23 protein-coding genes and 1 pseudogene are annotated in these 23,351 nt (G+C 70.5%); 18 read left to right on the top strand and 6 right to left on the bottom strand.

All coding sequences use genetic code 11. The features are described 5' to 3' along the window. Positions 1-141 precede the first annotated feature (141 nt). The gene (locus ACFRKB_RS21630; RefSeq protein WP_383107861.1) at positions 142-1,014 is read left to right on the top strand and encodes an NAD(P)-dependent oxidoreductase; all 873 of its coding nucleotides are present in this window, start codon (positions 142-144) and stop codon (positions 1,012-1,014) included. Positions 1,015-1,042: 28 nt separating this feature from the next. On the opposite strand, the gene ACFRKB_RS21625 is transcribed toward ACFRKB_RS21630, so the two are convergent. Next, positions 1,043-1,174, bottom strand: a complete 132-nt coding sequence (locus ACFRKB_RS21625) for a hypothetical protein (RefSeq protein ID WP_383107859.1) — start codon at positions 1,172-1,174, stop codon at positions 1,043-1,045. A 567-nt stretch (positions 1,175-1,741) separates the two neighbouring features. On the opposite strand from ACFRKB_RS21625, the gene ACFRKB_RS21620 reads away from it, so the two are divergent. Next, positions 1,742-3,007 carry a glycosyltransferase family 4 protein gene (locus tag ACFRKB_RS21620; protein WP_383107858.1) on the top strand — a complete coding sequence of 422 codons (1,266 nt, stop codon included), beginning with the start codon at positions 1,742-1,744 and terminating at the stop codon, positions 3,005-3,007. Next, complete coding sequence (locus tag ACFRKB_RS21615) at positions 3,004-3,882, top strand: hypothetical protein (RefSeq protein ID WP_383107857.1); 879 nt, start codon at positions 3,004-3,006, stop codon at positions 3,880-3,882. Before ACFRKB_RS21620 ends, ACFRKB_RS21615 begins: the two co-directional genes overlap by 4 nt. 117 nt (positions 3,883-3,999) lie before the next feature. Here the strand turns inward: ACFRKB_RS21615 and ACFRKB_RS21610 are convergent, their stop codons facing one another. Together ACFRKB_RS21610 and ACFRKB_RS21605 are read right to left on the bottom strand one after the other, a co-directional pair. Beyond that, positions 4,000-4,671, bottom strand: coding sequence for a response regulator (locus tag ACFRKB_RS21610; protein ID WP_383107856.1), 672 nt, complete (start codon positions 4,669-4,671; stop codon positions 4,000-4,002). After that, entirely contained in the window at positions 4,668-5,825 is a 1,158-nt protein-coding gene (locus ACFRKB_RS21605) for a sensor histidine kinase (RefSeq protein ID WP_383107855.1), read from the bottom strand. The genes ACFRKB_RS21610 and ACFRKB_RS21605 overlap by 4 nt, the downstream gene beginning before the upstream one ends. 280 nt (positions 5,826-6,105) lie before the next feature. On the opposite strand from ACFRKB_RS21605, the gene ACFRKB_RS21600 reads away from it, so the two are divergent. Both ACFRKB_RS21600 and ACFRKB_RS21595 read left to right on the top strand, forming a co-directional pair. Then, positions 6,106-6,960: an ABC transporter permease gene (locus ACFRKB_RS21600; RefSeq protein WP_383107853.1), complete on the top strand. Its 855-nt coding sequence runs from the start codon at positions 6,106-6,108 to the stop codon at positions 6,958-6,960. A 157-nt stretch (positions 6,961-7,117) separates the two neighbouring features. Beyond that, positions 7,118-7,288 (top strand): helix-turn-helix domain-containing protein, encoded by a 171-nt coding sequence (locus tag ACFRKB_RS21595; RefSeq protein WP_383107852.1) that lies wholly within the window; start codon positions 7,118-7,120, stop codon positions 7,286-7,288. Between the two features lie 61 nt (positions 7,289-7,349). Here the strand turns inward: ACFRKB_RS21595 and ACFRKB_RS21590 are convergent, their stop codons facing one another. Continuing rightward, a complete protein-coding gene (locus ACFRKB_RS21590; protein ID WP_383107851.1) occupies positions 7,350-8,093 on the bottom strand; it encodes an SDR family NAD(P)-dependent oxidoreductase in 744 nt (247 codons plus the stop codon). 172 nt (positions 8,094-8,265) lie between these two features. On the opposite strand from ACFRKB_RS21590, the gene ACFRKB_RS21585 reads away from it, so the two are divergent. The 6 genes from ACFRKB_RS21585 to ACFRKB_RS21560 all read left to right on the top strand — a co-directional run bounded on the left by ACFRKB_RS21585 (position 8,266) and on the right by ACFRKB_RS21560 (position 14,606). Then, entirely contained in the window at positions 8,266-8,406 is a 141-nt protein-coding gene (locus ACFRKB_RS21585; RefSeq protein WP_383107849.1) for a hypothetical protein, read from the top strand. Between the two features lie 239 nt (positions 8,407-8,645). After that, positions 8,646-9,866 (top strand): cytochrome P450, encoded by a 1,221-nt coding sequence (locus ACFRKB_RS21580; RefSeq protein WP_383107848.1) that lies wholly within the window; start codon positions 8,646-8,648, stop codon positions 9,864-9,866. A 114-nt stretch (positions 9,867-9,980) separates the two neighbouring features. Next, entirely contained in the window at positions 9,981-10,175 is a 195-nt protein-coding gene (locus tag ACFRKB_RS21575) for a ferredoxin (RefSeq protein ID WP_365970711.1), read from the top strand. 49 nt (positions 10,176-10,224) lie between these two features. After that, positions 10,225-12,066, top strand: coding sequence for a flavin-containing monooxygenase (locus ACFRKB_RS21570; protein WP_383107847.1), 1,842 nt, complete (start codon positions 10,225-10,227; stop codon positions 12,064-12,066). 130 nt (positions 12,067-12,196) lie between these two features. Further along, a complete protein-coding gene (locus ACFRKB_RS21565) occupies positions 12,197-13,756 on the top strand; it encodes a hypothetical protein (protein WP_383107845.1) in 1,560 nt (519 codons plus the stop codon). 85 nt (positions 13,757-13,841) lie between these two features. Next, complete coding sequence (locus ACFRKB_RS21560; protein WP_383107844.1) at positions 13,842-14,606, top strand: SDR family NAD(P)-dependent oxidoreductase; 765 nt, start codon at positions 13,842-13,844, stop codon at positions 14,604-14,606. A 5-nt stretch (positions 14,607-14,611) separates the two neighbouring features. Here ACFRKB_RS21560 and ACFRKB_RS21555 read toward each other — a convergent pair whose 3' ends face one another. Next, on the bottom strand, positions 14,612-15,370 hold the full coding sequence (locus ACFRKB_RS21555) for a dienelactone hydrolase family protein (protein WP_383107843.1): 759 nt from the start codon (positions 15,368-15,370) through the stop codon (positions 14,612-14,614). A gap of 188 nt (positions 15,371-15,558) precedes the next feature. On the opposite strand from ACFRKB_RS21555, the gene ACFRKB_RS21550 reads away from it, so the two are divergent. From ACFRKB_RS21550 to ACFRKB_RS21530, 5 genes are all read left to right on the top strand, one after another. Then, positions 15,559-17,046: an MFS transporter gene (locus ACFRKB_RS21550; RefSeq protein WP_383107841.1), complete on the top strand. Its 1,488-nt coding sequence runs from the start codon at positions 15,559-15,561 to the stop codon at positions 17,044-17,046. A gap of 127 nt (positions 17,047-17,173) precedes the next feature. After that, positions 17,174-18,415, top strand: coding sequence for a cytochrome P450 (locus ACFRKB_RS21545; protein WP_383107840.1), 1,242 nt, complete (start codon positions 17,174-17,176; stop codon positions 18,413-18,415). A 28-nt stretch (positions 18,416-18,443) separates the two neighbouring features. Continuing rightward, on the top strand, positions 18,444-18,641 hold the full coding sequence (locus ACFRKB_RS21540) for a ferredoxin (RefSeq protein ID WP_383107905.1): 198 nt from the start codon (positions 18,444-18,446) through the stop codon (positions 18,639-18,641). Beyond that, positions 18,638-19,834 carry an NAD(P)/FAD-dependent oxidoreductase gene (locus ACFRKB_RS21535; RefSeq protein WP_383107839.1) on the top strand — a complete coding sequence of 399 codons (1,197 nt, stop codon included), beginning with the start codon at positions 18,638-18,640 and terminating at the stop codon, positions 19,832-19,834. The genes ACFRKB_RS21540 and ACFRKB_RS21535 overlap by 4 nt, the downstream gene beginning before the upstream one ends. 32 nt (positions 19,835-19,866) lie before the next feature. Then, positions 19,867-20,706: an SDR family oxidoreductase gene (locus tag ACFRKB_RS21530; protein ID WP_383107837.1), complete on the top strand. Its 840-nt coding sequence runs from the start codon at positions 19,867-19,869 to the stop codon at positions 20,704-20,706. Positions 20,707-20,809: 103 nt separating this feature from the next. On the opposite strand, the gene ACFRKB_RS21525 is transcribed toward ACFRKB_RS21530, so the two are convergent. Beyond that, entirely contained in the window at positions 20,810-21,730 is a 921-nt protein-coding gene (locus ACFRKB_RS21525; RefSeq protein ID WP_383107836.1) for an SDR family oxidoreductase, read from the bottom strand. 86 nt (positions 21,731-21,816) lie between these two features. Between ACFRKB_RS21525 and ACFRKB_RS21520 the strand changes: the two genes are divergently transcribed. Both ACFRKB_RS21520 and ACFRKB_RS21515 read left to right on the top strand, forming a co-directional pair. Next, complete coding sequence (locus tag ACFRKB_RS21520; protein ID WP_383107835.1) at positions 21,817-22,383, top strand: TetR/AcrR family transcriptional regulator; 567 nt, start codon at positions 21,817-21,819, stop codon at positions 22,381-22,383. Positions 22,384-22,661: 278 nt separating this feature from the next. Continuing rightward, positions 22,662-23,223 (top strand): annotated as a pseudogene (locus ACFRKB_RS21515) (phosphotransferase); the annotation flags it as partial. Between the last annotated feature and the right edge of the window lie 128 nt (positions 23,224-23,351).

The following is a 23,351-nucleotide window of genomic DNA, read 5'->3' as shown; positions in this document are numbered from 1 at the left end:
GATCGTTCTAGAGCCTGCTACATTGCTCTGGATAGATCGATCGTTCTAGTGACGGGCGGACCGCTCCGCCGTCGCTCCGTCCAGCGCCATGCCCGAGCGGCGGCGGACGGCCCACCCGTGAAGAGTCAAGGAGAGTTCCGGATGAGCAAGCAGCCGGTGACGGTCATCGGCCTGGGTCCGATGGGCCAGGCGATGGTGAACACCTTCCTGGAGAACGGTCACGACGTGACCATATGGAACAGGACCGCCAGTAAGGCCGAGGCGCTCGTGGCCAAGGGCGCCACGGCGGCTCCCACCGTCGAGGCCGCGCTCGGCGCCAATGAGCTGATCGTGCTGAGCCTGACGGACTACGACGCGGTGAACGCCATTCTCGAACCGGTGGCGGCTTCCCTCTCCGGCAAGGTCATCGCCAACCTCAGCTCGGACACCCCGGACAGGGCCCGCGAGGCGGCCGAGTGGGCGGCCAGGCACGGCGCGAAGCACCTCACCGGTGGTGTGCAGGTGCCGCCGCCGCTGATCGGCAAGCCCGGGTCCGCCACCTACTACAGCGGTCCGCGTGAGGTCTTCGAGGCCCATGAGGAGACCCTGAAGGTCCTCACCGAGGCGGACTACCGGGGCGAGGACGCGGGTCTCGCGGCCCTGTACTACCAGGCCCAGATGACCATCTTCTGGACCACGATGCTCAGTTACTACCAGATGCTCGCACTGGGCAAGGCCAACGGTGTCTCAGCGAAGGAACTGCTGCCGTACGCCACGATGATGACGTCGATGATGCCCCACTTCCTGGAGCTGTACGCCCAGCACGTGGACTCGGCGACGTACCCGGGTGACGTGGACCGGCTGGCGATGGGCATCGCCAGCATCGACCACGTCCTGCACACCCACAAGGACGCGGGGGTCAGCACCGTGCTGCCGGCCGCGGTCGCCGAGATCTTCCACGCCGGGATGGACAGGGGCTTCGCCGAGAACAGCTTCTCCAGCCTGATCGAGGTGCTCAAGAAGCCCTCGGCCTGAGCCGTCGGGTACCGCGGGCCGCTGAGCTCTACGGCAGTTTGACGGTCACGCAGGCGGGGGCGGTCGGAGAACGTGTCGTGCACTGGCTCTTGCCCTGGTCCCCGCTGTTGGAGACATTGATCGTGAGATGCGTTTCGTTCTCCTTCAGTGTGAGCGACATGGGGCCGTTGGCCCTTCAGGCTGACGTTCGTCACCGTGGGTCTGCCGTTTCCGCCGGCGGCGAGGGCGGCGACGATCAACGAGGCCACCAGAGCGGCGACATACGCCGTGCTGCCGATGATCAGCAGCGGTCTCTGCCTGGCGAAGTACGCGTAGAAGCTCAGTGCCACGGCGGTGATGGCCAGTACGGGCGCGAGCAGGGTCCACCCGGTGTGGTTGTTCAGTGCGACGAAGAGCCGGTCGCTGTTCATGCCCAGGACGGTGAGCAGGCCCGCCAGGGCGATGAGCGAGCCCCAGAGGGTGTTCGACACCTCGCCGAGCGGGTTCTCGGCCTCCGCTGCCGGCGGCTGCGGCGACTGGTCAGCGGATCGGCTGGTGTCCGGTGCTGTGGGGAGTTCCCCCATGGTGTCTCCGTAACTGGCAGGCAAGTTCACCATCCTGGCGCGGACATGACGGGGCGACAAGATGCCCGGACGCGCACCCGGTCGCCGGACACGGAACCGACGCGGTTGCCTCAAGACCGCATAACGAGTGGAACGCGAAGGTGAACAACCGGCTCTGTACCTGCATGAAGATTTCTTTACTCATTCACAACGCCTACGGGATAGGAGGGACCATCACCACGACGTACAACCTCGCCGGTGCGCTGGCCGAGCGCCACGAGGTGGAGATCGTCTCCGTCCACCGGCACCGGGAGAGCCCGGCCCTGACACCGGACCCGCGCATACGGCTGCGCCCGCTCGTGGACCTGCGGCAGGAGAAGGAACACCCGCTGCATCTGCGCCCGGCGAAGGTGTTCCCCTCCGACGAGTACCGCTACCGCCAGTACAGCGAGCTGACCGACCAGCGGATCGGGGAGTTCCTGGGGACGACGGACGCCGATGTCGTGGTGGGCACGCGGCCGGGGCTCAATGTGCATATCGCCCTCCAGGCTCCGGCCCGGACCGTACGGGTGGGGCAGGAACACCTCACCCTGGACAACCACCCGCCGGGACTGCGCCGCGTACTGCGCCGGGTCTATCCGCGCCTGGACGCCCTGACCACCGTCACCCACGCCGACGCCGCCGCGTACCGCAGGAAGATGCGGCTGCCGGGTGTCCGGGTGGAAGCGCTGCCCAACAGCGTCCCCGACCCGTCGCTGCCGCCCTCGGACGGCACCGCCCCCGTCGTGGTGGCCGCGGGCCGGCTGGTCCCGGTGAAGCGGTACGACCTGCTCATCGAGGCGTTCGCGGCAGTGGTGGCCGAGCGCCCCGACTGGCAGTTGCGCGTGTACGGCAGGGGCGAGGAACACGACCGGCTGAGACGGCTCATCGAGGAACTCTGCCTGTACGACAACGTTTTCCTGATGGGCGCCGCGACCCCGATGGAGGCCGAGTGGGCCAAGGGCTCGATCGCCGCCGCGACATCGAACTTCGAGCCCTTCGGCATGACGATCGTCGAGGCGATGCGCAGCGGCCTCCCCGTCGTGAGCACCGACTGCCCGCACGGCCCGGCCGAGATCATCGCGGACGGCGCGGACGGCAGGCTGGTGCCCGTGGGTGACCGCGAGGCCCTCTCGGCCGCCCTGCTCGACCTCGTACGCGACGACAAGACCCGCCGCCGGATGGGGCGCACGGCGCTGAAGAACTCCGAGCGCTACGCCCCTGGGCCGATCGTGGCACAGGCCGAGGAGCTGTTCGAGGCGCTGGCGTCGGCGAAGGCGGCCGGCCGTCCGGCCGCCGCGCACACCACCGGCATCGACCGCGCTCTGGTGACCGGCGGCTACGCGGCCCGCGACGCCGCCTACTCGGCGGCCGGCACGATCCTCAAGACCGTACGGAAGGCGAAGCGATGAGCCCGGACCGCGACGGAAGCGTCCGCGACAGAAACCCGCGCGAGGACGGGCCCGGCACCGAGAGACCCCGCCCCCGCGCCGACTGCACGGTGGACGGCGAGAACCGGATCACCGTACGGCTCACGGCCACGGCCGTGGCCTCCAGGCCCCAACTGCTGCTGCGCCTGCGCCCGCCGAAGGGGCAGCCCGAACAGGTCAGGCGCGTGTTCGAGCTGGAACCGGCGCCCGGACAGGACCGCTGGCAGGCGACCATCGACCCGGCGCCCGCCTTCGCGGAGGGCCGGTGGGACGCCTACGTCGTTCCCTCGCCCGGTGAACCGCGCCGACGGCTCCTCCCCGGCGTCCGCGACCTGCGGGCCCTGGTGACGGGCCGCGCCCCCGACCCGACGTCCTCACCCGTGGCGGTCCGGATCCCGTACGCCACCCTGGACGGCTACTTTGCCGTACGCGCCTGGCTGCGCCCCACACACGCCGAAGCGGACCGCATCCGTGTCGCCGGCGGCGCGATGACGGTACGGGGCCGGCTCTTCGGCGCCGGAGTGGACACCGGAGCGGCGGCACTGCTGCGCCGCCGGGGAAAGGGCGGCACCGTACGGGAGGTGGAACTGACCGCCGAGGGCGCTCATGCCTTCTCCTTCACCGTCAACTACCGGGACCTGCCGGGCACACCGGGCTCCGGCGCGGGCCCTGGGGTGTGGGACGCGTACATACGCCCGTCCGCGGACGCTCCCGGGGTCCGGCTGGCCCGGCTCCTGGACGATCTCGCGGACCGCAAGAAGGTCTTCGTGTACCCGGCCACGGCACTCGACGGGCTGGACGTCCGCCCCTACTACACACTCGACAACGACCTGTCGGTGGAGATCACGGCAGCCTGAGCGTGCGCGTGCGCGGGTACGGGAGCCGAGGACATGGCGCGGATGTCCTCGGCGCGGATCCCACCGAGAGTGTCCGGGGCGTGTCCGGGCGTGGCGGGAACGTGGCCGGGGGCGCCCTCAGTGGGGCAGCGTGACGAGCCCCATCTCATAGGCGGCGATAACGAGTTGAACCCTGTCCCGGGCGCCCAGTTTGGTGAGCAGACGTGACACATGCGACTTGGCGGTGGCCACGGTGATGAAGAGGTCCTCCGCGATCTCGGTGTTCGACCGGCCGCGCCCGACCAGGGTCAGGACTTCCCGTTCCCGCGCGGTGATGCCCACGACCTGCCGCGGGGAGCGCTCCGGGGCGGCCACGGGGCGCCCGATGAAGTCCGCGATCAGACGGCGCGTCACACCCGGCGCGATCAGTGCGTCGCCGGCGGCCACCACGCGGATCGCCCCGAGGATGTCGTCCAGCGCCATGTCCTTGACCACGAAGCCGCTCGCGCCGGCCCGGAGCGCGCCGTAGACGTGGTCGTCCTCGTCGAAGGTGGTCAGGACGAGGACGCGGGTCGTCGCCGGACCGGCCATGATCAGGCGTGTGGCCTCGATCCCGTCCATGCCGGGCATCCTGATGTCCATCACCACGACATCGGGGCTGACCTCACTGACCAGTTGGACCGCCTCGGCGCCGGTGGCGGCCTCACCGACGACCACCAGGTCCGGCTGATCCGCCATGATCACGCGCAGACCGGACCGTACCAACGGCTGGTCGTCGGCGAGCAGGACGCGTACGGGCCCGCCGGTCACCGGGCCTCCACCGGAACGTCGACGGGTTCGGGCAGCGGCAGCCGCGCCGCCACCCGGAAACCTCCCCCGGGACGCGGCCCGGCGCTGAGGTGGCCGTGCAGCAGACCGACCCGCTCCCGCATGCCCACGATGCCGAAGCCGTGGGCGGAGCCGTTCGCGGTAGCGCCGCGCCCGTCGTCGACGACCTCCACGGACAGCTCCTCGTCCCCGTAGTCGATGGCCACCCGGCAACGCCCGGTGCCCGCGTGGCGGACCACGTTGGTCAGCGCCTCCTGCACGATACGGTAGGCGGACAGGTCGATGTCGGCCGGCAGCGGACGCCGCTCCCCGCTATGGCGCACGTCGACCCGTACCCCCGCGTCCGCCGTCGCCGCCGCCAGCCGTTCGATGTCCGCCAGGCCCGGCGAGGGCGCGAGAGGGGCCCGCACCGAGTCCGCCGCGCCCGGGTCGGCCTGACGGAGCGCCACCAGCGTGCGACGAAGGCCCGACAGCGTCTCCCTGCTGGTGGTCTCGATGGCGCGCAGCGCCTCGCGGGCCTCCGCCGGCTGCGTCTCGATGACCCGGCTCCCCACCCCGGCCTGGATGGCGATGATGCCGATGCTGTGCGCGACCATGTCGTGCAACTCCCGGGCGATCCGAAGCCGTTCGGCGGTCACGGCCTCGGCCACCTCCTGCGTACGCAGCGCCACCGTGTGCTCGCGGCGCTCGCGAGCCAGCAGACCGACCATGCAGGACGCGGCCATCGCCAGGAAGGCGATCACGCTGTTGAGCGTCATGTCGTCCCCGTGCGCGAAGCCGGCGATCAGCAACATCTGCGCGGTGAAAGACAGCGCCACGGCGACGATCGAAGCGCGCCGCGTGCCGCGGACGACAAGGACACCCAGGACGAGATCCACCGCCAGATTCGGCAGGAACTGGCCCTGATACGACGCCGACGTACTGATGGTGACGGGGCCGGAAGTGAACACCACCACGGCGGTGGACCCGAAGAGTGTCATGGCCAGGGCCGTGCGCGGGGCCCGTCGCAGCACACCGACGAGCAGGCTCGCGGCCAGCAGCCCCCCGGCACCGTGGACCGTGCCCGAAGCCCGCGGCGCGCCTCCGATCAGCAGAACCAGCGCGAGGAGGTACAGGACGCCCCCCACCCAGGCCATGGTTCTCGATCCCGTCATCGGCGGTGCGCCCTGTCGAGTGGGCGGCCGCTACGCCAAACGCGCGCGGGCGACGGGGTGTTCGGTGTGGCGTCCATGGCGCGAGACTAACCAGCCGCCGCCCGCCCCGGCATCGGCCCGGGGACGTACGCCCGCGGGCCGACCCGGCCACACGATTGCCGCCCACGGCCCCATGACCGGACGAAGGCGTCCCGGCAGGGTTGGTCCCGTGATCGAAGTCAACGAACCCCGAAGGCGTCGAGTACCCGACAGGACATCCCCGATGACCGCAGCCAGCTCCGCCCCCCCGACCACCTCGCCCGCACCGGTGCCCGAGCCGCCCGCCCGCTTCCGTGACCTGTTCGCCGCCGAGTGGATCAAGACGCGGTCGCTGCGCTCCACCCCGTGGGCGATCACACTCACCACGCTCTTCGTCATCGGGTCCGCCGCGGTGGCGGCGCTCGCGGACTACAACAGGCTCGCCGGCTCCGGCGCGAGTACACGGGAGCCCGCCGACTTCCTGTCCTTCGACGCCTATCCGGCGGCCGGCTATCTGACGCTGATGCTGGTCGCCGGCACCATCGGCGCCCTCGCCGTCGTGAGCGAGTACAGCAGCGGCCTGATCCGCACCACCACCGTGGCCGTCCCCGCCCGCGGCTCGGTGGTGCTGGCCAAGGCGGCCGTCACCGCCGCGCTCTGGACAGTCGTCGGCACGGTCATCTCCACCGGTTCCTTCCTGGTCTCCCAGGCCATCCTGAACGGGCGGCACGCCGGGGTCCCGATCACCCACCCCGGGGTGTTCCGGGCGCTGGTGGCATCCGCGCTGCTCGCCCCGGTCTGCGCGCTGATCGGCCTGGGTCTCGGTGCCCTGATCCGGCACACCGCATCGACCGTGCTCACCAGCGCCTTCACGCTGCTGATGCTGCCCACGCTCTTCTCGCGGAGCGAGCGCTGGTCCGCCGACATCAACCACGCGATGCCGGTGAGCGCCTGGAGGCGCCTCGTCCAGAGCTGGCCGCCGGATCCCGAATCCCTCGCGTACACCGCGACGGTCCCCGGCTCCTGGATCGTGTACGCACTCTGGCCGCTGATCGCCGTCGCACTCGCCGTGGCCGTCGTGCGCCACCGCGACGTGTGAACGTCCGACGGATCCGGCAGGCGGTCCGCCTCGGCGGTCGGTACGTCCTTGTCCGACAGGCCGCTCAGCACCTCGTCGGCGAGATCCTCGTCCAGCCCCTCGGCGCGGTGAACCAGCACATCCAGCCAGCTGTCCTGGAGGCGCCGAGGAGGTGATCGTGCAGACGGTCCGCGCCTATCTGGCCACAGGCGGTCTGACGGCGAGCGCCGAGCGGCTGTACTGCCACCGCAACACCGTGCTGAACCGCCTGGGACGATTCGAGAAGCTCACCGGCCTCGACATCACCATCCCGGAGCAGGCCGCGATCGCGCTCGTGGCGCTCGCATAGGTGCCCTGTCCGGCCATGGGGACGGCGGGATCAGAGCCGTCCGCGTCGTCCGCTGGCAGGTTCAGATGGCGGTGCGGCCGCCGTCGACGGCGATGGTCGCGCCGGTGATGTAGCCGGCCTTCGGTGAGGCGAGGAAGGCGACGACCTCCGCGACCTCGGCGGGGTCGGCCGCGCGCTTCATCGCGGTGGTCCCGGCGAGCGCGTCGAACAGATCGCGGGCCTCGGGCCGGGTGTAGACCGGGCCGGGGGCGACGGTGTTGAAGCGGACGCCGCGGCCGCTGTACTCGGCCGTCCAGGCTCGTGTCAGGGAGGCCAGCGCGGCCTTGGTCGCGCCGTACGCGGCGCCTTTCGCCAGGCCGAGGCTGCCGGCCATGCTGCCGATGCTGATCACGCTGCCCGATCCCTTCGCCGCCATCGCCGGGGCGAACGCCGCCACGAGGAAGAACGCCGCGCGGACATTGCCGGCGAACATCGCGTCGAAGTCGGAGACCTTCATCTCCTCGGTCGGCGCCCAGACGGCATGGCCGGCGTTGTTGACCAGCACGTCGATCTCGCCGGCCTCCGAGGCGAGCCGGTCGATGCCGGCCGTGTCCTCAAGGTCCGCCTCGACGAAGTGGGCCTGGCCGCCGGCCGCGGTGATCTCGTTGACGGTCTCGGTGCCGCGCTGAGCGTTGCGGCCGGAAACGACAACGGACATTCCGTCGGCGGCGAGCCGCGTGGCGACCGCCCGGCCGATGCCGGACGTGGCCCCCGTGACGAGGGCCGTAACAGGGCGCGGGGCCGGGTTCTCGTGCTCCACGGACATGGGACGCACCTTTCGGAATGGTCATTCGGACCGGTTTGTCCGGTCCGGTAGTAACTCCAATCTAGACAAACCAGTCCGCAAGGAGGTGGCCGGTTTGTCATTCAGTTGCTTGACTTACGCCAGCAATCTGGCTTCACTGATCATGTACGCCAGCGAAGAAAGGGGGGTGACGGTGGCCGCCGGAGTTCGCTCCCACCGGTCCGACTCGACCAAGGAAACGATCCTCGGCGTGGCCGAGCGCCCGTTCGCGGAACACGGGGTCATCGACGCCATCACCGGATGGTGGCTCGCCCCCGTCACCGCCGGCCAGTGACCCCGCTGGGCCCTGTCCGGAGCCCCGACATCCGCGCGCCCCACGCGGGAATTGGCGGATAAGGCACCCGCCCGCGACCGGCCGGGCGGATCCGGCATCGCCGGAACCACCACCACACGCACGCTGTGCCGTCGACCCACGCCGTATGCGCCATGCGCCGTCGTCGTCGGGGGACTTCGCGATCCGGCCCCGCGCACCGTACCGAGCGTGCACCGCGAACACGCAGACGAAAGGACGTCATGACAGAGACACTGTCCTCGGACGAACCGCAGGCCGGGGTCCCGGAGTACCCGATGCGCCGCGCTCAGGGGTGCCCCTTCGACCCACCCCCCGCCCTGCGGGACGAGCAGGAGAAGGGACCGCTCACGAAGGTCCGCCTGTGGGACGGCAGCCGCCCATGGCTGGTCACCCGTTACGCCGAGCAGCGGGCGCTGCTGGCCGACCCGCGGGTCAGCGCCGACATCACCCGCCCCGGATATCCCGGCCAGTCCAGCAGCAGGAGCAACAGCATCGGCTTCATCCTCATGGACGACCCCGAGCACGCCCGGCTCCGCCGCATGGTCACCGCCCCCTTCACGATCAAGCGGACGGAGGCGCTTCGGCCCAGGGTGCAGCGGATCGTCGACGACCTCATCGACGACCTGCTCGCCGGCCCCAACCCGGTGGACCTGGTCGAGGCCTTCGCCCTCCCGGTGCCCTCCCTCGTCATCTGCGAGTTGCTCGGCGTGCCCTACGCCGACCACGACTTCTTCCAGGACAACAGCAAGACGATCATCAACCGGAACTCCACGGACGAGCAGCGCGCCGGTGCCCTCGGACGTCTCGCCGAATACCTGGACCGTCTCGTGGGGGAGAAGCTCGACCGTCCCGCGGAAGACCTGCTCTCCCAACTGGCCGCGCGCGTCAGCGCGGGAGAGCTGCCGCGCGCCGAGGCGGCCCGGATCGGTGTGCTGCTGCTCATCGCCGGCCATGAGACGACCGCGAACATGATCGCCCTCGGGACACTGGCGCTGCTCCAGCATCCGGAGCAGCTGACCGCGCTGCGCGAGACGCGGGACCCGAAGCTCGTCGCGGGAGCCGTGGAGGAACTGCTGCGCTACCTGCACATCACGCACAGCGGCCGGCGCCGCGTGGCGCTGGAGGACATCGAGATCGCCGGACAGGTCATCAATGCCGGCGACGGCCTGGTCCTGCCCAACGAGATCGGCAACCGCGATCCGCGCGCCTTCGCCGACCCCGACCAACTGGACATCCACCGCGACGCCCGTCACCACGTGGCGTTCGGTTTCGGCGTCCACCAGTGCCTGGGACAGCCGCTGGCCCGCATGGAACTCCAGGTCGTCTACAGCACCCTCTACCGCCGCGTGCCGACCCTGAGGCTCGCGGGCGCCCTCGAAGACATCCCGTTCAAGCACGACGGTTCCGTCTACGGCGTGTACGAACTCCCCGTCACGTGGTAGCGGTGCGCGCCGGAGTACTCCGATCCCGTCGGCCGCGACCGGACCCCACCCCCAACTCCACTGCCAAATCGAGCTGTTCCCCCCAATGTGAGATGTGACAGAGAGAGAAGCACCATGAAAGTCATCCTCGACCAGGACAAATGCGTTGCCTCCGGTCAGTGCGTCATGGCCGCACCCGAAGTCTTCGACCAGCGTGACGAAGACGGCGTCGCCATCCTTCTCAACGACTCTCCCTCCGCGGCCGAGACGGAGGACGTCCAGCAGGCCGCGTCGGTCTGCCCGGCTCTCGCCATCCGGCTGAGCGCGTAACCCCGGCCTTTCCCAGCACCCGAGATCCTCAGAGAGGAAGCGGCCACGCATGTCCGCCCCCCACATCCCGTCCGGAACCTCGCCCGACCCCACCCCTCAAGACCATCCGGAACCGGGTTTCGACCCGGAGGCCCTGCGCGCGCGGTACCGCGCCGAGCGCGACCGCAGGATCCGTCCCGAGGGCAACAAGCAGTACCAGCGCGTCGACGGCGAGTTCGGCTACTACGCCGATGACCCCTACGCGGACCGGACGGCCGACCGCGATCCGCTGCACGACCGGGTCGAGGTGCTGGTGATCGGGGGAGGGTTCGGCGGTCTGCTCGCCGGAGCACGCCTGCGCCAGGCCGGCGTGGAGTCGATCCGGATGATCGAGAAGGCCGGGGACTTCGGCGGGACCTGGTACTGGAACCGCTATCCGGGCATCCACTGCGACATCGAGTCGTACATCTATATGCCCCTGCTCGAAGAGGTCGGCTACATCCCGAAGTGGAAGTACGCGCCGGGAGACGAGATACGCCGGCACGCGCGGGCGATAGGGCACCACTTCGATCTCTACCGCGACGTTTGTTTCCAGACCCTGGTGACCGAACTCCGCTGGGATGAAGCCGCGTTGGAGTGGCTGGTCAGCACGGATCGCGGGGACCGCATGCGCGCACGCCATGTGGTGATATCCAGCGGAACACTCAGTCAGGCGAAACTCCCCGGCATCCCCGGGATCGAGACCTTCAAGGGGCACACGTTCCACACGAGCCGCTGGGACTACGCCTACACCGGCGGTGACGCGGACGGGAACCTGCACGAGCTCGCCGACAAGCGGGTGGCACTCATCGGCACGGGCGCGACCGCCATCCAGTGCGTACCGCACCTCGGGGCGGATGCCCAGCACCTCTATGTGTTCCAGCGCACGCCCTCCTCGGTCGACGTGCGCGGCAACCGTCCGACGGATCCCGCGCTGGCCGAGTCGCTGACTCCCGGCTGGCAGCGGCGCCGCAGGGACAACTTCCTCACGCTCGTCACCGGAGGCCGGGTGGACGAGGACCTGGTGTCCGACGGCTGGACCAGCAGCGCCCGGCTCCAGCAGAAAATCATCCCCAGCGGTGCCTACGCGGATGTCCCGGCCGACGAGCGCGAACGCCTCTACGAGATCGCCGACTTCCAGAAGATGAACGAGATCCGGGCGCGGGTGGACGCCATCGTGGAGGACCCCGCCACGGCGGAGACGCTCAAGCCCTGGTACCGCTATATGTGCAAGCGGCCGACGTTCAGCGACTCGTACCTCCAGACCTTCAACCGTCCCAATGTGACTCTCGTCGACACGGCCGACAGCCATGGTGTCGAGCGGATCACGGAGAATTCCGTCGTGGTCGGCGGAACCGAGTACGACGTCGACTGCATCATCTTCGCGACCGGTTTCGAGGTCGGTGTCTCAGGGACGCTGTCCGGACGGCTCCCGGTGTACGGCCGCGATGGCGTCAGCCTGACGCAGGCATGGCGTGACGGTCCGAAGACGCTCCACGGCTTCTACAGCCACGGCTTCCCGAACCTCTTCCAGCTCGGCCCGCTGCAGAACGCCAGCGCCGTCAACTTCGTGCATGTCCTCGACGAACAGGCGGTCCATGTCGCCGAGGTCATCGCGGAGGCCCGTGAGCGCGAGGCCCGCTACGTCGAGCCGACCGAGCGGGCCGAGGCCGCCTGGGTGGCCACGATCCGTCAGAAGGCGGCTGATCTGTACACGTTCCAGGCCGAGTGCACCCCCGGTTACTACAACAACGAGGGCAGGCCCAGGGAGCGGAGCGAGTCGTACGGCGACGGCCCGGTGGCGTTCCACGCGCTGCTCAAGCGCTGGCGCGAGGAGGGCGGCATGAGCGATGTCGTCGTCGGTGCCGAGTGAGGGGCGGCGCGGAAAAGGGAGCGGGAGAGGGAGCGGGAACGTGAGCGAGACGGTAAGGCCCAGCCGCTTCGATGGGAGCGGCCGTCGCCGGGCTGCCACGAGCAGCCGTTGGGCGGCCCGGAGGCTCAACATGCCGACCCCGCTGTGGGGTTCGAACGGTGTGGCCTTCGGGCCCGACGGGAGGCTGTACGCGGCCCAGTTCCTCGCCGGGCAGATCAGCGCCGTGGATCCCGCCACCGGGGACGTGGAGGTGGTCGTGCCGATGGACGGTCCCGTCCAGTCGCCGGACGACCTCGCCTTCGGGCCGGACGGTTCGATGTACATCACCGACCTGATCCCCGGCAGGGTATGGCGCCGCAGCCCCGAGGGCACGTACACACTGGTTTCCGGGCAGCTGAAGATGCCCAACGGCATCACCTGCGTCGGCGACCGGCTCTTCGTCAACGAGATGACGATGGACGGCCGTCTGATGGAGCTGTTCCCGGACGGCCGGGACCCGGTGGTGCTGACCGGGGGACTGGCTCTCGGCAACGCGATGCAGGTCGGCCCGGACGGCTGTCTGTACTACCCGCACATGATGACCAACCAGGTCTGGCGCATACCCGTCGACGGCGGCGTGCCGGAGGTCGTCGCGGAGGAGGTGCACGATCCGGTCGCCGTGCGCTTCGACCAGGGCGGCACCCTGCTCGTCCTGTCGCGCGGTGTGGCCGGCATCGTGACCCGCGTCGACCTCCAGGGGACCGGATCCCGGTCGGTCGTCACCAGCGGCGTCGCCGGGCTGGACAACGCGGCGTTCGACGCGGAGAACCGGATGTTCGTCTCCAGCTTCGCCGGCGGCGGAGTGACGGAGATGTACCCCGACGGCAGGACTCGGGAGATCGTGCCCGGCGGCTTCGACGGTCCGTACGGGGTGACGATCGACCTCGGCGGCACGGTGTACGCGGCCGACCACTACCGTCTCGCGAGCCCGGAGGATCCCCGCGAGGGCGAGGGCGAAGGTGAGGGCGAGGGCGGTGTGACGACGCACGGCCTGTTGCACTTCTGCCACGGCATCGTCGCCGACAACGGACTCCTCCACCTCACCTCGCAGTACGGCACCGTTCAGACCCACGACCCGGCGCGCGGAACAACGCGCGTACGGGCCACCGGGCTCGACCAGCCCCTGGGCATCACGGTCCGGACGGACGGCACGCTGATCATCGCCGAGGCGGGAGCCGGCCGGGTCCTGGCCATCGACGGGACGGACACCGTCACCGTGCTCGCCGAAGGGCTCGAACACCCCGTGGACGTCGCCCTCGACGCCGAGCAGCGCTGCTACGTCAGTGACGACCGGCTCGGGGCGGTGCTCCGGATCGACGACGGCCGGACGGTGGCCGTCGCGGAGGAACTCGGCGCGCCCCAGGGGCTGGCGGTCCTGGGCGCTGAACTGTTCACGGTGGAAACCGCGCACCGGCGGCTGCGAGCGGTCTCCCTCACCACGGGGGAGACACGGATCGACGCCGAAGACCTGGCGGTCGGGCCACCGCCGGGCATGACCCGGCGCACCGAACCCGCGCTGTTCGCCCATGGCATGCCCGGCTCGCCGCGTCTGTTCGCGGGCCTCGCCGCCGCCCCGGACGGCTCCCTTCTCCTCTCGGCCAATGGCGAGGGAACGGTGGTGAGGCTGTCCCCGTCCACCGGCGGCGGATGACGCCCCGCGCGAGGACACCGCACAGAACCACCGCGCGGTACCACCGCACAGAACCACCGAACACAACGAATGCGAGGAGATCCCCATGAGCATCACCGGTCTGGACGGCAGGAGCGTTGTCGTCACCGGAGCCGGTTCCGGCATCGGGAAGGCCGCCGCGCTGATGTTCGCCCAGGAGGGTGCCCGGGTACTGATAGCCGACCTCAACTCCGAGGGCGCCAAGGCGGTCGCCGAGGAGATCCGGGCGACGGGGGGCACGGCCGTCACCGTGGCCGGTGACCTGAGCGAGCGGTCAGTGGTGGACGAGGTCGTGGCCACGGCCGTCGAGTCCTTCGGGAGCCTGGACGTTCTCGTCAACAATGCGGGGGTCATGGACCGGATGGCCGCCACCGCCGATGTCACCGACGCGGACTGGGAACGCCAGCTGCGCGTCAACCTGACGGCGCCGTTCCTGCTGACCCGCGCCGCGCTGCCGCACATGCTGGCGGCGGGCAAGGGCGCGATCGTCAACACCGCCTCGGCGGGCGGTCTCCGGGGCTCGGCCGCCGGAACCGCCTACACCGTGGCCAAGCACGGCATCATCGGCCTGACCAGATCCACCGCGATCATGTACCGGGACAAGGGCATCCGCACCAACGCCGTTGCCCCGGGCGGAACCGCCACCGCTATCGTCGTCGACGCCGACCCCGCGGGCCACGGCCCCGCGGTCGTCGGCGGCTACATGGGCAACGTCGGCCGCGTCGCCCGGCCCGAGGAGCAGGCCGCGGCCATCGTCTTCCTCTCCTCGGACGCCGCCGGCAACGTCAACGGCGTCATCCTGCCTGTCGACAACGGCTGGTCAGCCGTCTGACCGGGTCAGAGGTTGCGGCCCAGGAGATCGAGCAGGGCCGTCCAGTGGCGTTCCGCCGCTTCGGCGTTGTACATGGCGGTGTCGGCCTGGGTGAAACCGTGGTGGGCGCCGGTGTAGACCTCGGCGCGGTGCCGGACGCCCGCCGCCGTGAGGGACTTGTCGAGGCGGTCGATCTGTTCCGGGGGCAGGGTGGCGTCCTGGTCGGCGTGGCCGAAGTAGAGCTCGGCGGTGATGCGGCCGGCGAGCAGATGAGGGCTGTCCGGCGCGTCGCTCGCGAGGTGCGCGCCGTGGAAACCCGCCGCGGCGGCGACCCGTTCCGGGTAGGTGCCGGCGGTACGCAGGGCCAGGCCGGCGCCCATGCAGTAGCCGGTGATGCCGACCGGACCGTCGGTGGTCAGGGGGGAGGCGGCCAGCCAGTCGAGGTAGGTGCCGGCGTCCCGCATGGCTGCCTCGGGGGTGAGCGTCTCCATGGCCGGGCGGATGCTCTGGATGATCTCCGGGCGCTCCGCCGGGTTGATGAACTCCGGAAGCTCCACCACGGGCGCCCGCCCGTAGCGGTAGAGGACATTGGGGACCAGGACCGTGTAGCCGGCCGAGGCGAGTCGGTCGGCCATCATCTTCAGGTGCGGGCGCAGCCCCAGGGCGTCCATGTAGAAGAGGACGGCGGGGTGCGGGGTGCTGTCGTCCGGGTGGGCCAGATAGGCGTCGGCGGTTCCGTCCTGGGTGGGGATGTCTACGGACGAGCCCTGCACAGCGGCGGTCATCGGTGTCTCACTTCGTGGTGGGGATGGACGGCCCTCAAGCCCGACGGTGATTTCTCACGTCTCACGTGAAACTCAGTGGCACGTTAGTTACAGAGACGCACTCCTACAAGCCGATGAGATTTGATTAAGTCAATCAAGAGATTTATGCTTGCGTGAGTCAAGTACATCCGATCTGACGGGGGCCCTCCATGCCCGACACCCTTGCCCACTCCGCCGGCGCCCGGGGCTCCGCCCCACCGAGGCCGAACGTCGTGGTGGCGGTGCTGGCCCTGGCCGGAATCGTCGTCTCGCTGATGCAGACCCTGGTCATCCCGATCGTCCCCGAGCTGCCCACGTTCCTTGACGCCTCCGCCTCCAACGCCGCCTGGGCCGTTACCGCCACCCTCCTCGCCGCCGCCGTCGCCACCCCGGTCGCCGGGCGCCTCGGCGACATGTACGGCAAGCGCCGCATGCTGCTGGTCAGCCTGGCCCTGCTGGTGTCCGGATCGGTCGTCTGCGCGCTGAGCGAGTCCCTGATCCCCATGATCGTCGGACGGGCGCTACAGGGCCTGTCGGCCGCCGTCGTCCCTCTCGGTATCAGCATCATGCGCGATGAGCTGCCCGCCGAAAGGCTGGCCGGATCGACCGCGCTGATGAGCGCCTCGCTCGGTGTGGGTGGTGCCCTCGGCCTGCCGTCGGCCGCTGTTATCGCCGACAAGTTCGACTGGCATGCCCTGTTCTGGACCTCGGCCGCCCTCGGTGTCGTCGCCGCCGCGCTGGTGGTGACGCTGGTGCCCGAGTCCACGGTGCGGACCGGTGGACGTTTCGATCTGACCGGCTCCCTCGGTATGGCGGCCGGCCTGGTGTCCCTGCTGCTGGGCATCTCCAAGGGCGGCGACTGGGGCTGGACCAGCGGCACCACACTGGGTCTGTTCGCCTTCGCGGTCGTCGTCCTGGTGGCGTGGGGTGTCTTCGAACTGCGCACCGCGCAGCCGCTGGTGGATCTGCGCACCACCGCACGTCGTCAGGTGCTCTTCACCAACCTCGCCTCGATCGCGTTCGGCTTCTCGATGTTCGCCATGTCCCTGGTCCTCCCGCAGCTGCTTCAGCTGCCCGAGGCCACCGGCTACGGCCTGGGCCGGTCGATGCTGACCGTCGGCCTGGTCCTGGCCCCGCAAGGCCTGGTGATGATGGCGATGGCCCCGCTGTCCGCCGCCATCTCCAAGTCCAGGGGCCCGAAGGTCACCCTGATGACCGGCGCCGTCATCGTCGCCGCCGGCTACAGCCTCAATATCGCGCTGATGTCGGAGGTCTGGCACCTCGTCATGGTCTCCTGCGTCATCGGCGCCGGCGTCGGCTTCGCCTATGGCGCCATGCCCGCACTCATCATGGGCGCCGTGCCCGCGTCGGAGACGGCCGCTGCCAACAGCCTCAACGCCCTGATGCGATCCATCGGTACGTCGATCGCCAGCGCCATCGCCGGTGTCGTTCTCGCCCAGATGACCATCAGCTTCGGTACCACCGCCCTGCCCTCCGAGAACGGTTTCAAGGTGGTCATGGCCATCGGTGCCGGCGCGGCCATCCTCGCGTTCGTCCTCGCCGCGTTCCTTCCGCGTCACCGCCCCGGCGTCATGGCGGTGGCGCCGGTGGCCTCCGGCCGGGCCGAACCGGCGCGGGCCGCGGGGGTCACGCCGTAGGCGGCCGGCTCCGGCGGCTCCGCCGGCTCCAGGGCGACACCGGCAGACGCTCCACTTCGACCACATGTTTCTCCGGATCTCCGCTGCCACTCCGGCCGGGAGCCCCCACATCACCAAGGAGACAGCCATGTCCGACACTCCTTCCTGCCCCGTGAGCGGCGCGGCCGAGCCGTTGCCGGAGTATCCGCTGGAGCGAGCGGCGGAATGCCCGCTGGCCCCGGCTCCGGCCGTGCGGGAATTGCGGGCGGCCACGCCCATCACGAAGGTGCGTATCTGGAACGGCAGCACGCCCTGGCTGGTCACGCGCCACGCCGACCAGCGGACCCTGCTGACCGACCCTCGTGTGAGCGACGACGACCTCGACCCCGGTTTCCCCTATGTGAACGCGCACCGGGCGGAAATCGCCCCGGTGACGCCGCGGCTGATCACGAACACCGACGCGCCGGAGCACACGCGGTTGCGGCGGACGGTCAACGGACCTTTCCTGGTCAAGCGCATCGAGAAGATGCGGCCGGCGATCCAGAAGATCGTCGACGATCTCATCGACACCATGCTGGCCGGGCCGAACCCGGTGGACCTTCTCACGGCGCTCGCCCTGCCCGTGCCGTCGCTGGTGATAGCGGAGCTGCTCGGGGTCCCCTACGAGGACCATGACTTCTTCCAGAGCAGCAGCAGTCTGGTGCTGGACAGCACGGCGCCGCCCGAGAAGGCCCGGGAAGTCAGCGGTGCGCTGGCCGCGTACCTGGACAAGCTGCTCGGGGAGAAGATGACGGACCCCCGCGAGGACGTGCTGTCGGAGATGGGCGGGCGGGTCAAAGCCGGCGAGATGTCCCGGACCGAGGCCGTGCACATGGGCGTGGCCATGCTGATCGCGGGTCACGAGACGACGGCCACGATGATCAGTCTCGGCACGCTGGCGCTGCTGCTCCACCCCGACCAACTGGCGGTGGTGCGGGAGGCCGAGGACCCGAAGGTGATCGCGAACGCGGTGGACGAGGTGCTGCGCTACCTGTCCATCGTGCAGACGGGAGTGCGCCGCGTCGTCAAGGAGGACATCGAGATCGGCGGCGTCGTGATCCGGGCGGGGGAGGGAGTCATCTTCGATCTGCACGCGGCGAACTGGGACCCGGAGGCGTTCCCGGAGGCCGACCGGCTGGATGTGCGCAGGCCGGCGCGTACGCACCAGGCTTTCGGCTACGGGCCGCACCAGTGCCTGGGACAGAACCTGGCCCGTCTGGAACTCCAGGTCGTCTACGGCACGCTGTACCGCCGCGTCCCCACCCTGCGGCTGGCCGCCGGGATCGAGGAGCTGGAATTCGACCACACCGGGACCACGTACGGCGTGCACAGCATGCCCGTGGCCTGGTAACCCCCGAGGAAGAACCGAGGTGACGACAATGCGCGTGGAACTGGACGAGCCGAAGTGTGTGGCGTCGGGGCAGTGTGTGATGGCCGCCCCCGAGGTCTTCGACCAGCGTGACGACGACGGCGTCGCGATCCTGCTGGACGAGCACCCCGCCGCCGCGCTGCACGACGGCGTGCGGGAGGCAGCGGCCATCTGCCCGGCGGTCGCGATCCGGCTGGTGGAGGGGTGAAGCGGATCGTGGTCGTGGGCGCCTCGGCCGCCGGGCTCGCGGCAGCCGAGACCCTGCGCCGAGAAGGCTACGACGGCACACTCACCCTGGTCGGTGACGAGCCGCACGCCCCCTACGACCGGCCCCCGCTGTCCAAGCAGATCCTGTCCGGCGAGTGGGGCGCGAAGCGGTTGCCCTTGCGCCCGTACGAGGTTCTCGACAGCCTCGGCCTGGATCTGCGGTTGGGAGTGGCGGCAACCGGACTGGACACCACGGACCGTACGGTGCGTCTGGGGGACGGATCCCAGGTGGCGTACGACGGGCTGATCGTCGCCACCGGAGTGCGCCCCCGGCGCCTGCCCGGCGCGGGCGCCCACGTACTGCGCACCCTGGACGACGCGTTGGCGCTGCGGGACTTGTTGGGGCCGGGACGGCACCTGGTCGTGGTCGGTGCCGGGTTTCTGGGGGCGGAGGCGGCGGCGGTGGCCCGGGAGCTGGGCGCCCGGGTGACGCTGATCGAACCCGCACCGGTGCCGCTCGCCCAGGCGGTCGGCCATGAGGTCGGACAGGTGTTGTCACGTGCCCACCGGGAGCACGGGGTGGATCTGCGGACCGGGGTGTCGGTCCGCGCGGTCACCGAGGACGGGGTGCTGCTGGACGACGGCGAACTCGTTGAGGCCGATGACATCCTGGCGGCCGTCGGGTCGTCGCCGAACACCGACTGGCTGGCGGACAGCGGCCTGACGGTGCGGGACGGGCTGGTGTGCGACGAGTACTGCGAGGCAGGCCAGGGGGTGTACGGGGCGGGGGATGTGGCCCGCTGGCACAACCCGCTGTTCGGGGTGTCGATGCGGATCGAGCACCGCACGAACGCCGCCGAGCAGGGCATGGCCGCCGCCCGGAATCTGCTCCACCCCGAGGCGCGCAAACCGTTCGCGCCGGTGCCGTACTTCTGGTCGGACCAGTACGACATGAAGATCCAGGCGTACGGCTACCTCCGGGGGCACGACGAGGTCGCCGTGGTGGACGGAGACCTCGCCGGACGCCGCTTCCTGGCCGTCTACCGCACCGGCGACCGGGTGACCGGGGTCCTCGCGGTCGGGATGCCGCCCAAGGCGATCCGTCCGTGGCGTCAGACCGTCGCGGCCGGCGCCGCCTGGCGGGAGGCCGTACCGGCGGAAACAACGGGCGCCGCTGTCAACGAGGTTGCCTGACACCGCCCACCCGTCAACAAAGGAGGTTGTTCATGCGGGACCGTACATACGACGGCCGTGACGTGGTGGTGGTCACGGGGGCGGGCGGCATGGGGTCGGCGATCGCGCGCCGGCTGGGCAGCGGACGGACACTCATCCTCGCCGACGCCTCGCCCGGCCAACTCGACCGGGCCGTCGACGCTTTGGGCGCCGAGGGATACGCGGTCCGCGGCGTGCTGACCGACGTGTCCGACCGCGCTTCGGTCGAGAGGCTCGCGGAAGTCGCTTCCGGCGAGGGCCGGCTGACAGCCGTGGTGCACACCGCGGGCGTGGCCGCCGCGACCGCGTCCGCACGGAAGATCTTCGAGGTCGACCTGCTCGGCACGGTGTACGTGATCGACGCGTTCGAGAAGGTCGCGGTCCGCGGCACCTCGCTGGTCTGCGTGTCCAGCATGGCCGGCCACTACGCGTCGTTGAGCCGGGAGGACGAGGCCGCCCTCGCGACGGCTCCCCCCGAGGAACTGCTCGGGCTGACGGCGATCAACGCCGTGGGCGACGACGCGACGAGCGCGTACATCGTGGCCAAGCGTGCGAACCAGGTGCGGGTGCAGGCCGCGGCGCTCGTCTGGAACCAGCGCGGTGCCCGGGTGAACACGGTCAGCCCCGGTGTCATTTCCACCGCGATGTCGAAGGCCGAGGCCGATGCGGACTCCCACGGGCACATGCTCAGGATGCTGGGGGAGTGCGGCGCGGGCCGGATGGGAACACCGGGGGAGATCGCCGACGCCGTGGCGTTCCTCGCCGGCCCGCGGTCGCTCTACATCACCGGCACCGATCTGCTTGTCGACGGCGGGCAGGCCGGATGGATTCGCTGGCACATGAAGCGCGAGTGACGGCGGCCCAACGGCCCTCGTGCGCAGGGGTTTTGGGCACCGCGAGCACCGACTGGCTCAGTAATGTCCCCACTACCGTCCTGGGCATCGGACGTGCTGTTGGTCAGGCGGTGGTGGCGGCCTGGAAGTAATGGCCCTTGTCGAGGTCTTCGAGGAGACCGGGGTGGGTCTGCTCCCAGTCCAGCAGTTCCCGGGTCAGGGTGTTCGACGCCGGGGCGTCAAGGCCGAGGAAGCCGCCCAGCCAGGCGAAGTGCTCGGTCGCGGCCTCGGGTGCCACGGAGGTCACCGGCACGTCGAGGTGACGGCCGATCACCTCGGCGATGTCGCGGATCGTGACACCCTCCTCCGCGACGCCGTGCAGCACCGATCCGGCGGGGGCCTCCTCGACGGCCAGGCGGAACAGCCGTGCCGCGTCGAGGCGGTGGACGGCCGGCCAGCGGTTGGCGCCGTCGCCGAGGTAGCCGGAGACGCCCTTGGCGCGGGCGATGGCGACCAAGGTCGCCATGAAGCCCTGGTCTCCTTCGCCGTGGCAGGTCGGAGACAGCCGCACCACGGAGGAGCGCACGCCGCGCGAGGCGAGTGCGAGCACCGCCTGCGCGGTGGCCGCGCGGATCGAGAACGGCGAGCCGTCGATCACGGGCATGTCCCGCTCGGTCGCCACACGCCCGGGAGCGAGGCCGGCCACGCCGGAGGCGAGGACGAAGGGGCGGTCGGTGCCGGCGAGCGCGTCGCCGAGGGTGTCGGCGGCGCGGCGATCGGCCTCGGCGGCGCCCTGGAAGTCGCCGGTGAACGCGATGTCGTGCTTGAAGGCGAGGTGGATCACTCCGTCCGACGCGGTAGCCGCGTCCCGCAGGACGTCGAGGTCGTCGACGGTGCCGCGGACGACCTCCGCCCCGGCCGCGGTGAGCGCGGCGGCGGATTCGTCGGAGCGGGCCAGCCCGACGACCCGGTGCCCCGCGTCGATGAGCTCGGGAACGACGGCGGAGCCGATCCAGCCGGACGCGCCGGTCACGAAGATGCGCATGGGAGGTACCCCAGACTGTTGATGTCAGTTGCTGTCATCGAGGCTAGCACCTGATGTCAGTCACTGCCATCGCGTAGGATCTGCGCATGGGTAGATGGGAGCCGGACGCGCGGGGGCGCTTGGCGAAAGCGGCGTTGGAGCTCTACAGCGAGCGCGGGTACGAGCAGACCACCGTGGCGGAGATCGCCAAACGGGCCGGGCTGACGGAGCGGACCTTCTTCCGGCACTACGCCGACAAGCGCGAGGTGCTGTTCGCCGGCTCCGGCGACCTGCAAGAGCTGTTCGTACGGGCGGTCGCCGGCGCGCCGGAGTCCGCGGCGCCGATCGACGCGCTGGCGGTGGGCCTTGACGCCGTCTCCGGGATCTTCGCCGACCGCCGTGAGTACGCGCGGAAGCGGCAGGCTGTGATCATGGCGAACGCGGAACTCCAGGAACGCGAGCTGATCAAGCTCGCCTCCATGTCGGCCGCGCTCGCCGACACCCTGCGCCGACGCGGCGTCGCGGAGCCGGCGGCAAGCCTGACCGCCGAGGCGGGGGTCGCCGTCTTCAAGGTCGGCTTCGAGCGCTGGATCGTGGCGGCCGAGGAACGCGACATGGCGCACGTGATGCGGGATTCGCTGGATGAGCTGAAGGCCGTGACAGCGGGCGGCTAGAGCGTGTCCGGCGGACCCTCGAAGATCCGCCGGACAGGTCCTAAGACGTGTTCCGGCCACGCGGCGGGCGGTGTGCGATCTGGGCGCCAGGCGGAGGGATGAGAGCCCGGACGCCTCGGCGGCGCAGACGCGGGCGGCAGGCTGTCGGTCGGGGAATCCGGTCGACACAGCAGTCCGCGGTGCACTGTGATGACCCTGAGCATCCGCCGTACGGAGCGGGCCGACCGCAGGAGTTGCGCCTGGCAATCGAGAGGACCGCGGACACACGTCCGGCGATCGATGACGCACTGGCCGGCTCGTCCCGGGCTGCCGTCCAACTGGCCCAGTTTCTCACCGCCCTTCAGGCATTCACGCCCGAGGACTTCCCGGCCGGCGAAGCCGCCGAGAACCTCACCGCTCAGCCGCTGGCCGACCGGGATCACGCGACACGGGCCGCTCTCGCGGAGCTCGGCGGCGTGCTCGACATCGCGGCCCTGACCGAGCTGTGGGACGCGGCACTGAACGCCCCCGGATGGGATCGTCCTCCGGTCTGGTCTCACGGCGACTTCCACACCGGCAACCTGCTGACCGTCGACGGCCACCTCAGCGCGGTCATCGACTTCGGCGGACTCGGCATCGGTGACCCGGCCCGTGACCTGACCACCGCCTTCACCCTGATGTCGGCCGGGAGCCGGGCCGCCTTCCGCGCCGCGCTCGACGTCGACGACGCCACCTGGGCCCGGGGCCGTGGCTGGGCCCTGGTCACCGGCCTGAACGCCTACACCTCGTACGCCGGCCGCCGTCAACCCCCGCGTCGCCGCGCAGACCACCCGCCGGATCAACCACGCTCTGATCGGCTGAGCGGTGGGCCGGGCCGGGCGGTGTCGACGCACACCGGCCGGTGCGGTACGCGGTTCGCGCGGTACGGGCCGGGCCCCTTCTCCGTCGCGGCCCTTTCTCCGCCGTAGCCCTTCTGGGGCCCGGCGGCG

Source organism: Streptomyces scopuliridis (assembly GCF_042790125.1).
Classification (GTDB): Bacteria; Actinomycetota; Actinomycetes; order Streptomycetales; family Streptomycetaceae; genus Streptomyces; species Streptomyces scopuliridis_A.
The sequence above is the reverse complement of the archived record's forward strand: the minus strand, read 5'-3'. Positions and strand labels throughout refer to the sequence as shown.

Coding starts and splice junctions, on each gene's coding strand:
- ACFRKB_RS21620 (WP_383107858.1), top strand. CDS start 1,742: ATGAAGATTTCTTTACTCATTCACAACGCCTACGGGATAGGAGGGACC.
- ACFRKB_RS21570 (WP_383107847.1), top strand. CDS start 10,225: ATGTCCGCCCCCCACATCCCGTCCGGAACCTCGCCCGACCCCACCCCT.
- ACFRKB_RS21630 (WP_383107861.1), top strand. CDS start 142: ATGAGCAAGCAGCCGGTGACGGTCATCGGCCTGGGTCCGATGGGCCAG.
- ACFRKB_RS21530 (WP_383107837.1), top strand. CDS start 19,867: ATGCGGGACCGTACATACGACGGCCGTGACGTGGTGGTGGTCACGGGG.
- ACFRKB_RS21550 (WP_383107841.1), top strand. CDS start 15,559: ATGCCCGACACCCTTGCCCACTCCGCCGGCGCCCGGGGCTCCGCCCCA.
- ACFRKB_RS21525 (WP_383107836.1), bottom strand. CDS start 21,730: ATGCGCATCTTCGTGACCGGCGCGTCCGGCTGGATCGGCTCCGCCGTC.
- ACFRKB_RS21580 (WP_383107848.1), top strand. CDS start 8,646: ATGACAGAGACACTGTCCTCGGACGAACCGCAGGCCGGGGTCCCGGAG.
- ACFRKB_RS21590 (WP_383107851.1), bottom strand. CDS start 8,093: ATGTCCGTGGAGCACGAGAACCCGGCCCCGCGCCCTGTTACGGCCCTC.
- ACFRKB_RS21605 (WP_383107855.1), bottom strand. CDS start 5,825: ATGGCCTGGGTGGGGGGCGTCCTGTACCTCCTCGCGCTGGTTCTGCTG.
- ACFRKB_RS21565 (WP_383107845.1), top strand. CDS start 12,197: ATGCCGACCCCGCTGTGGGGTTCGAACGGTGTGGCCTTCGGGCCCGAC.
- ACFRKB_RS21575 (WP_365970711.1), top strand. CDS start 9,981: ATGAAAGTCATCCTCGACCAGGACAAATGCGTTGCCTCCGGTCAGTGC.
- ACFRKB_RS21520 (WP_383107835.1), top strand. CDS start 21,817: ATGGGTAGATGGGAGCCGGACGCGCGGGGGCGCTTGGCGAAAGCGGCG.
- ACFRKB_RS21540 (WP_383107905.1), top strand. CDS start 18,444: ATGCGCGTGGAACTGGACGAGCCGAAGTGTGTGGCGTCGGGGCAGTGT.
- ACFRKB_RS21615 (WP_383107857.1), top strand. CDS start 3,004: ATGAGCCCGGACCGCGACGGAAGCGTCCGCGACAGAAACCCGCGCGAG.
- ACFRKB_RS21560 (WP_383107844.1), top strand. CDS start 13,842: ATGAGCATCACCGGTCTGGACGGCAGGAGCGTTGTCGTCACCGGAGCC.
- ACFRKB_RS21555 (WP_383107843.1), bottom strand. CDS start 15,370: ATGACCGCCGCTGTGCAGGGCTCGTCCGTAGACATCCCCACCCAGGAC.
- ACFRKB_RS21625 (WP_383107859.1), bottom strand. CDS start 1,174: ATGTCGCTCACACTGAAGGAGAACGAAACGCATCTCACGATCAATGTC.
- ACFRKB_RS21545 (WP_383107840.1), top strand. CDS start 17,174: ATGTCCGACACTCCTTCCTGCCCCGTGAGCGGCGCGGCCGAGCCGTTG.
- ACFRKB_RS21600 (WP_383107853.1), top strand. CDS start 6,106: ATGACCGCAGCCAGCTCCGCCCCCCCGACCACCTCGCCCGCACCGGTG.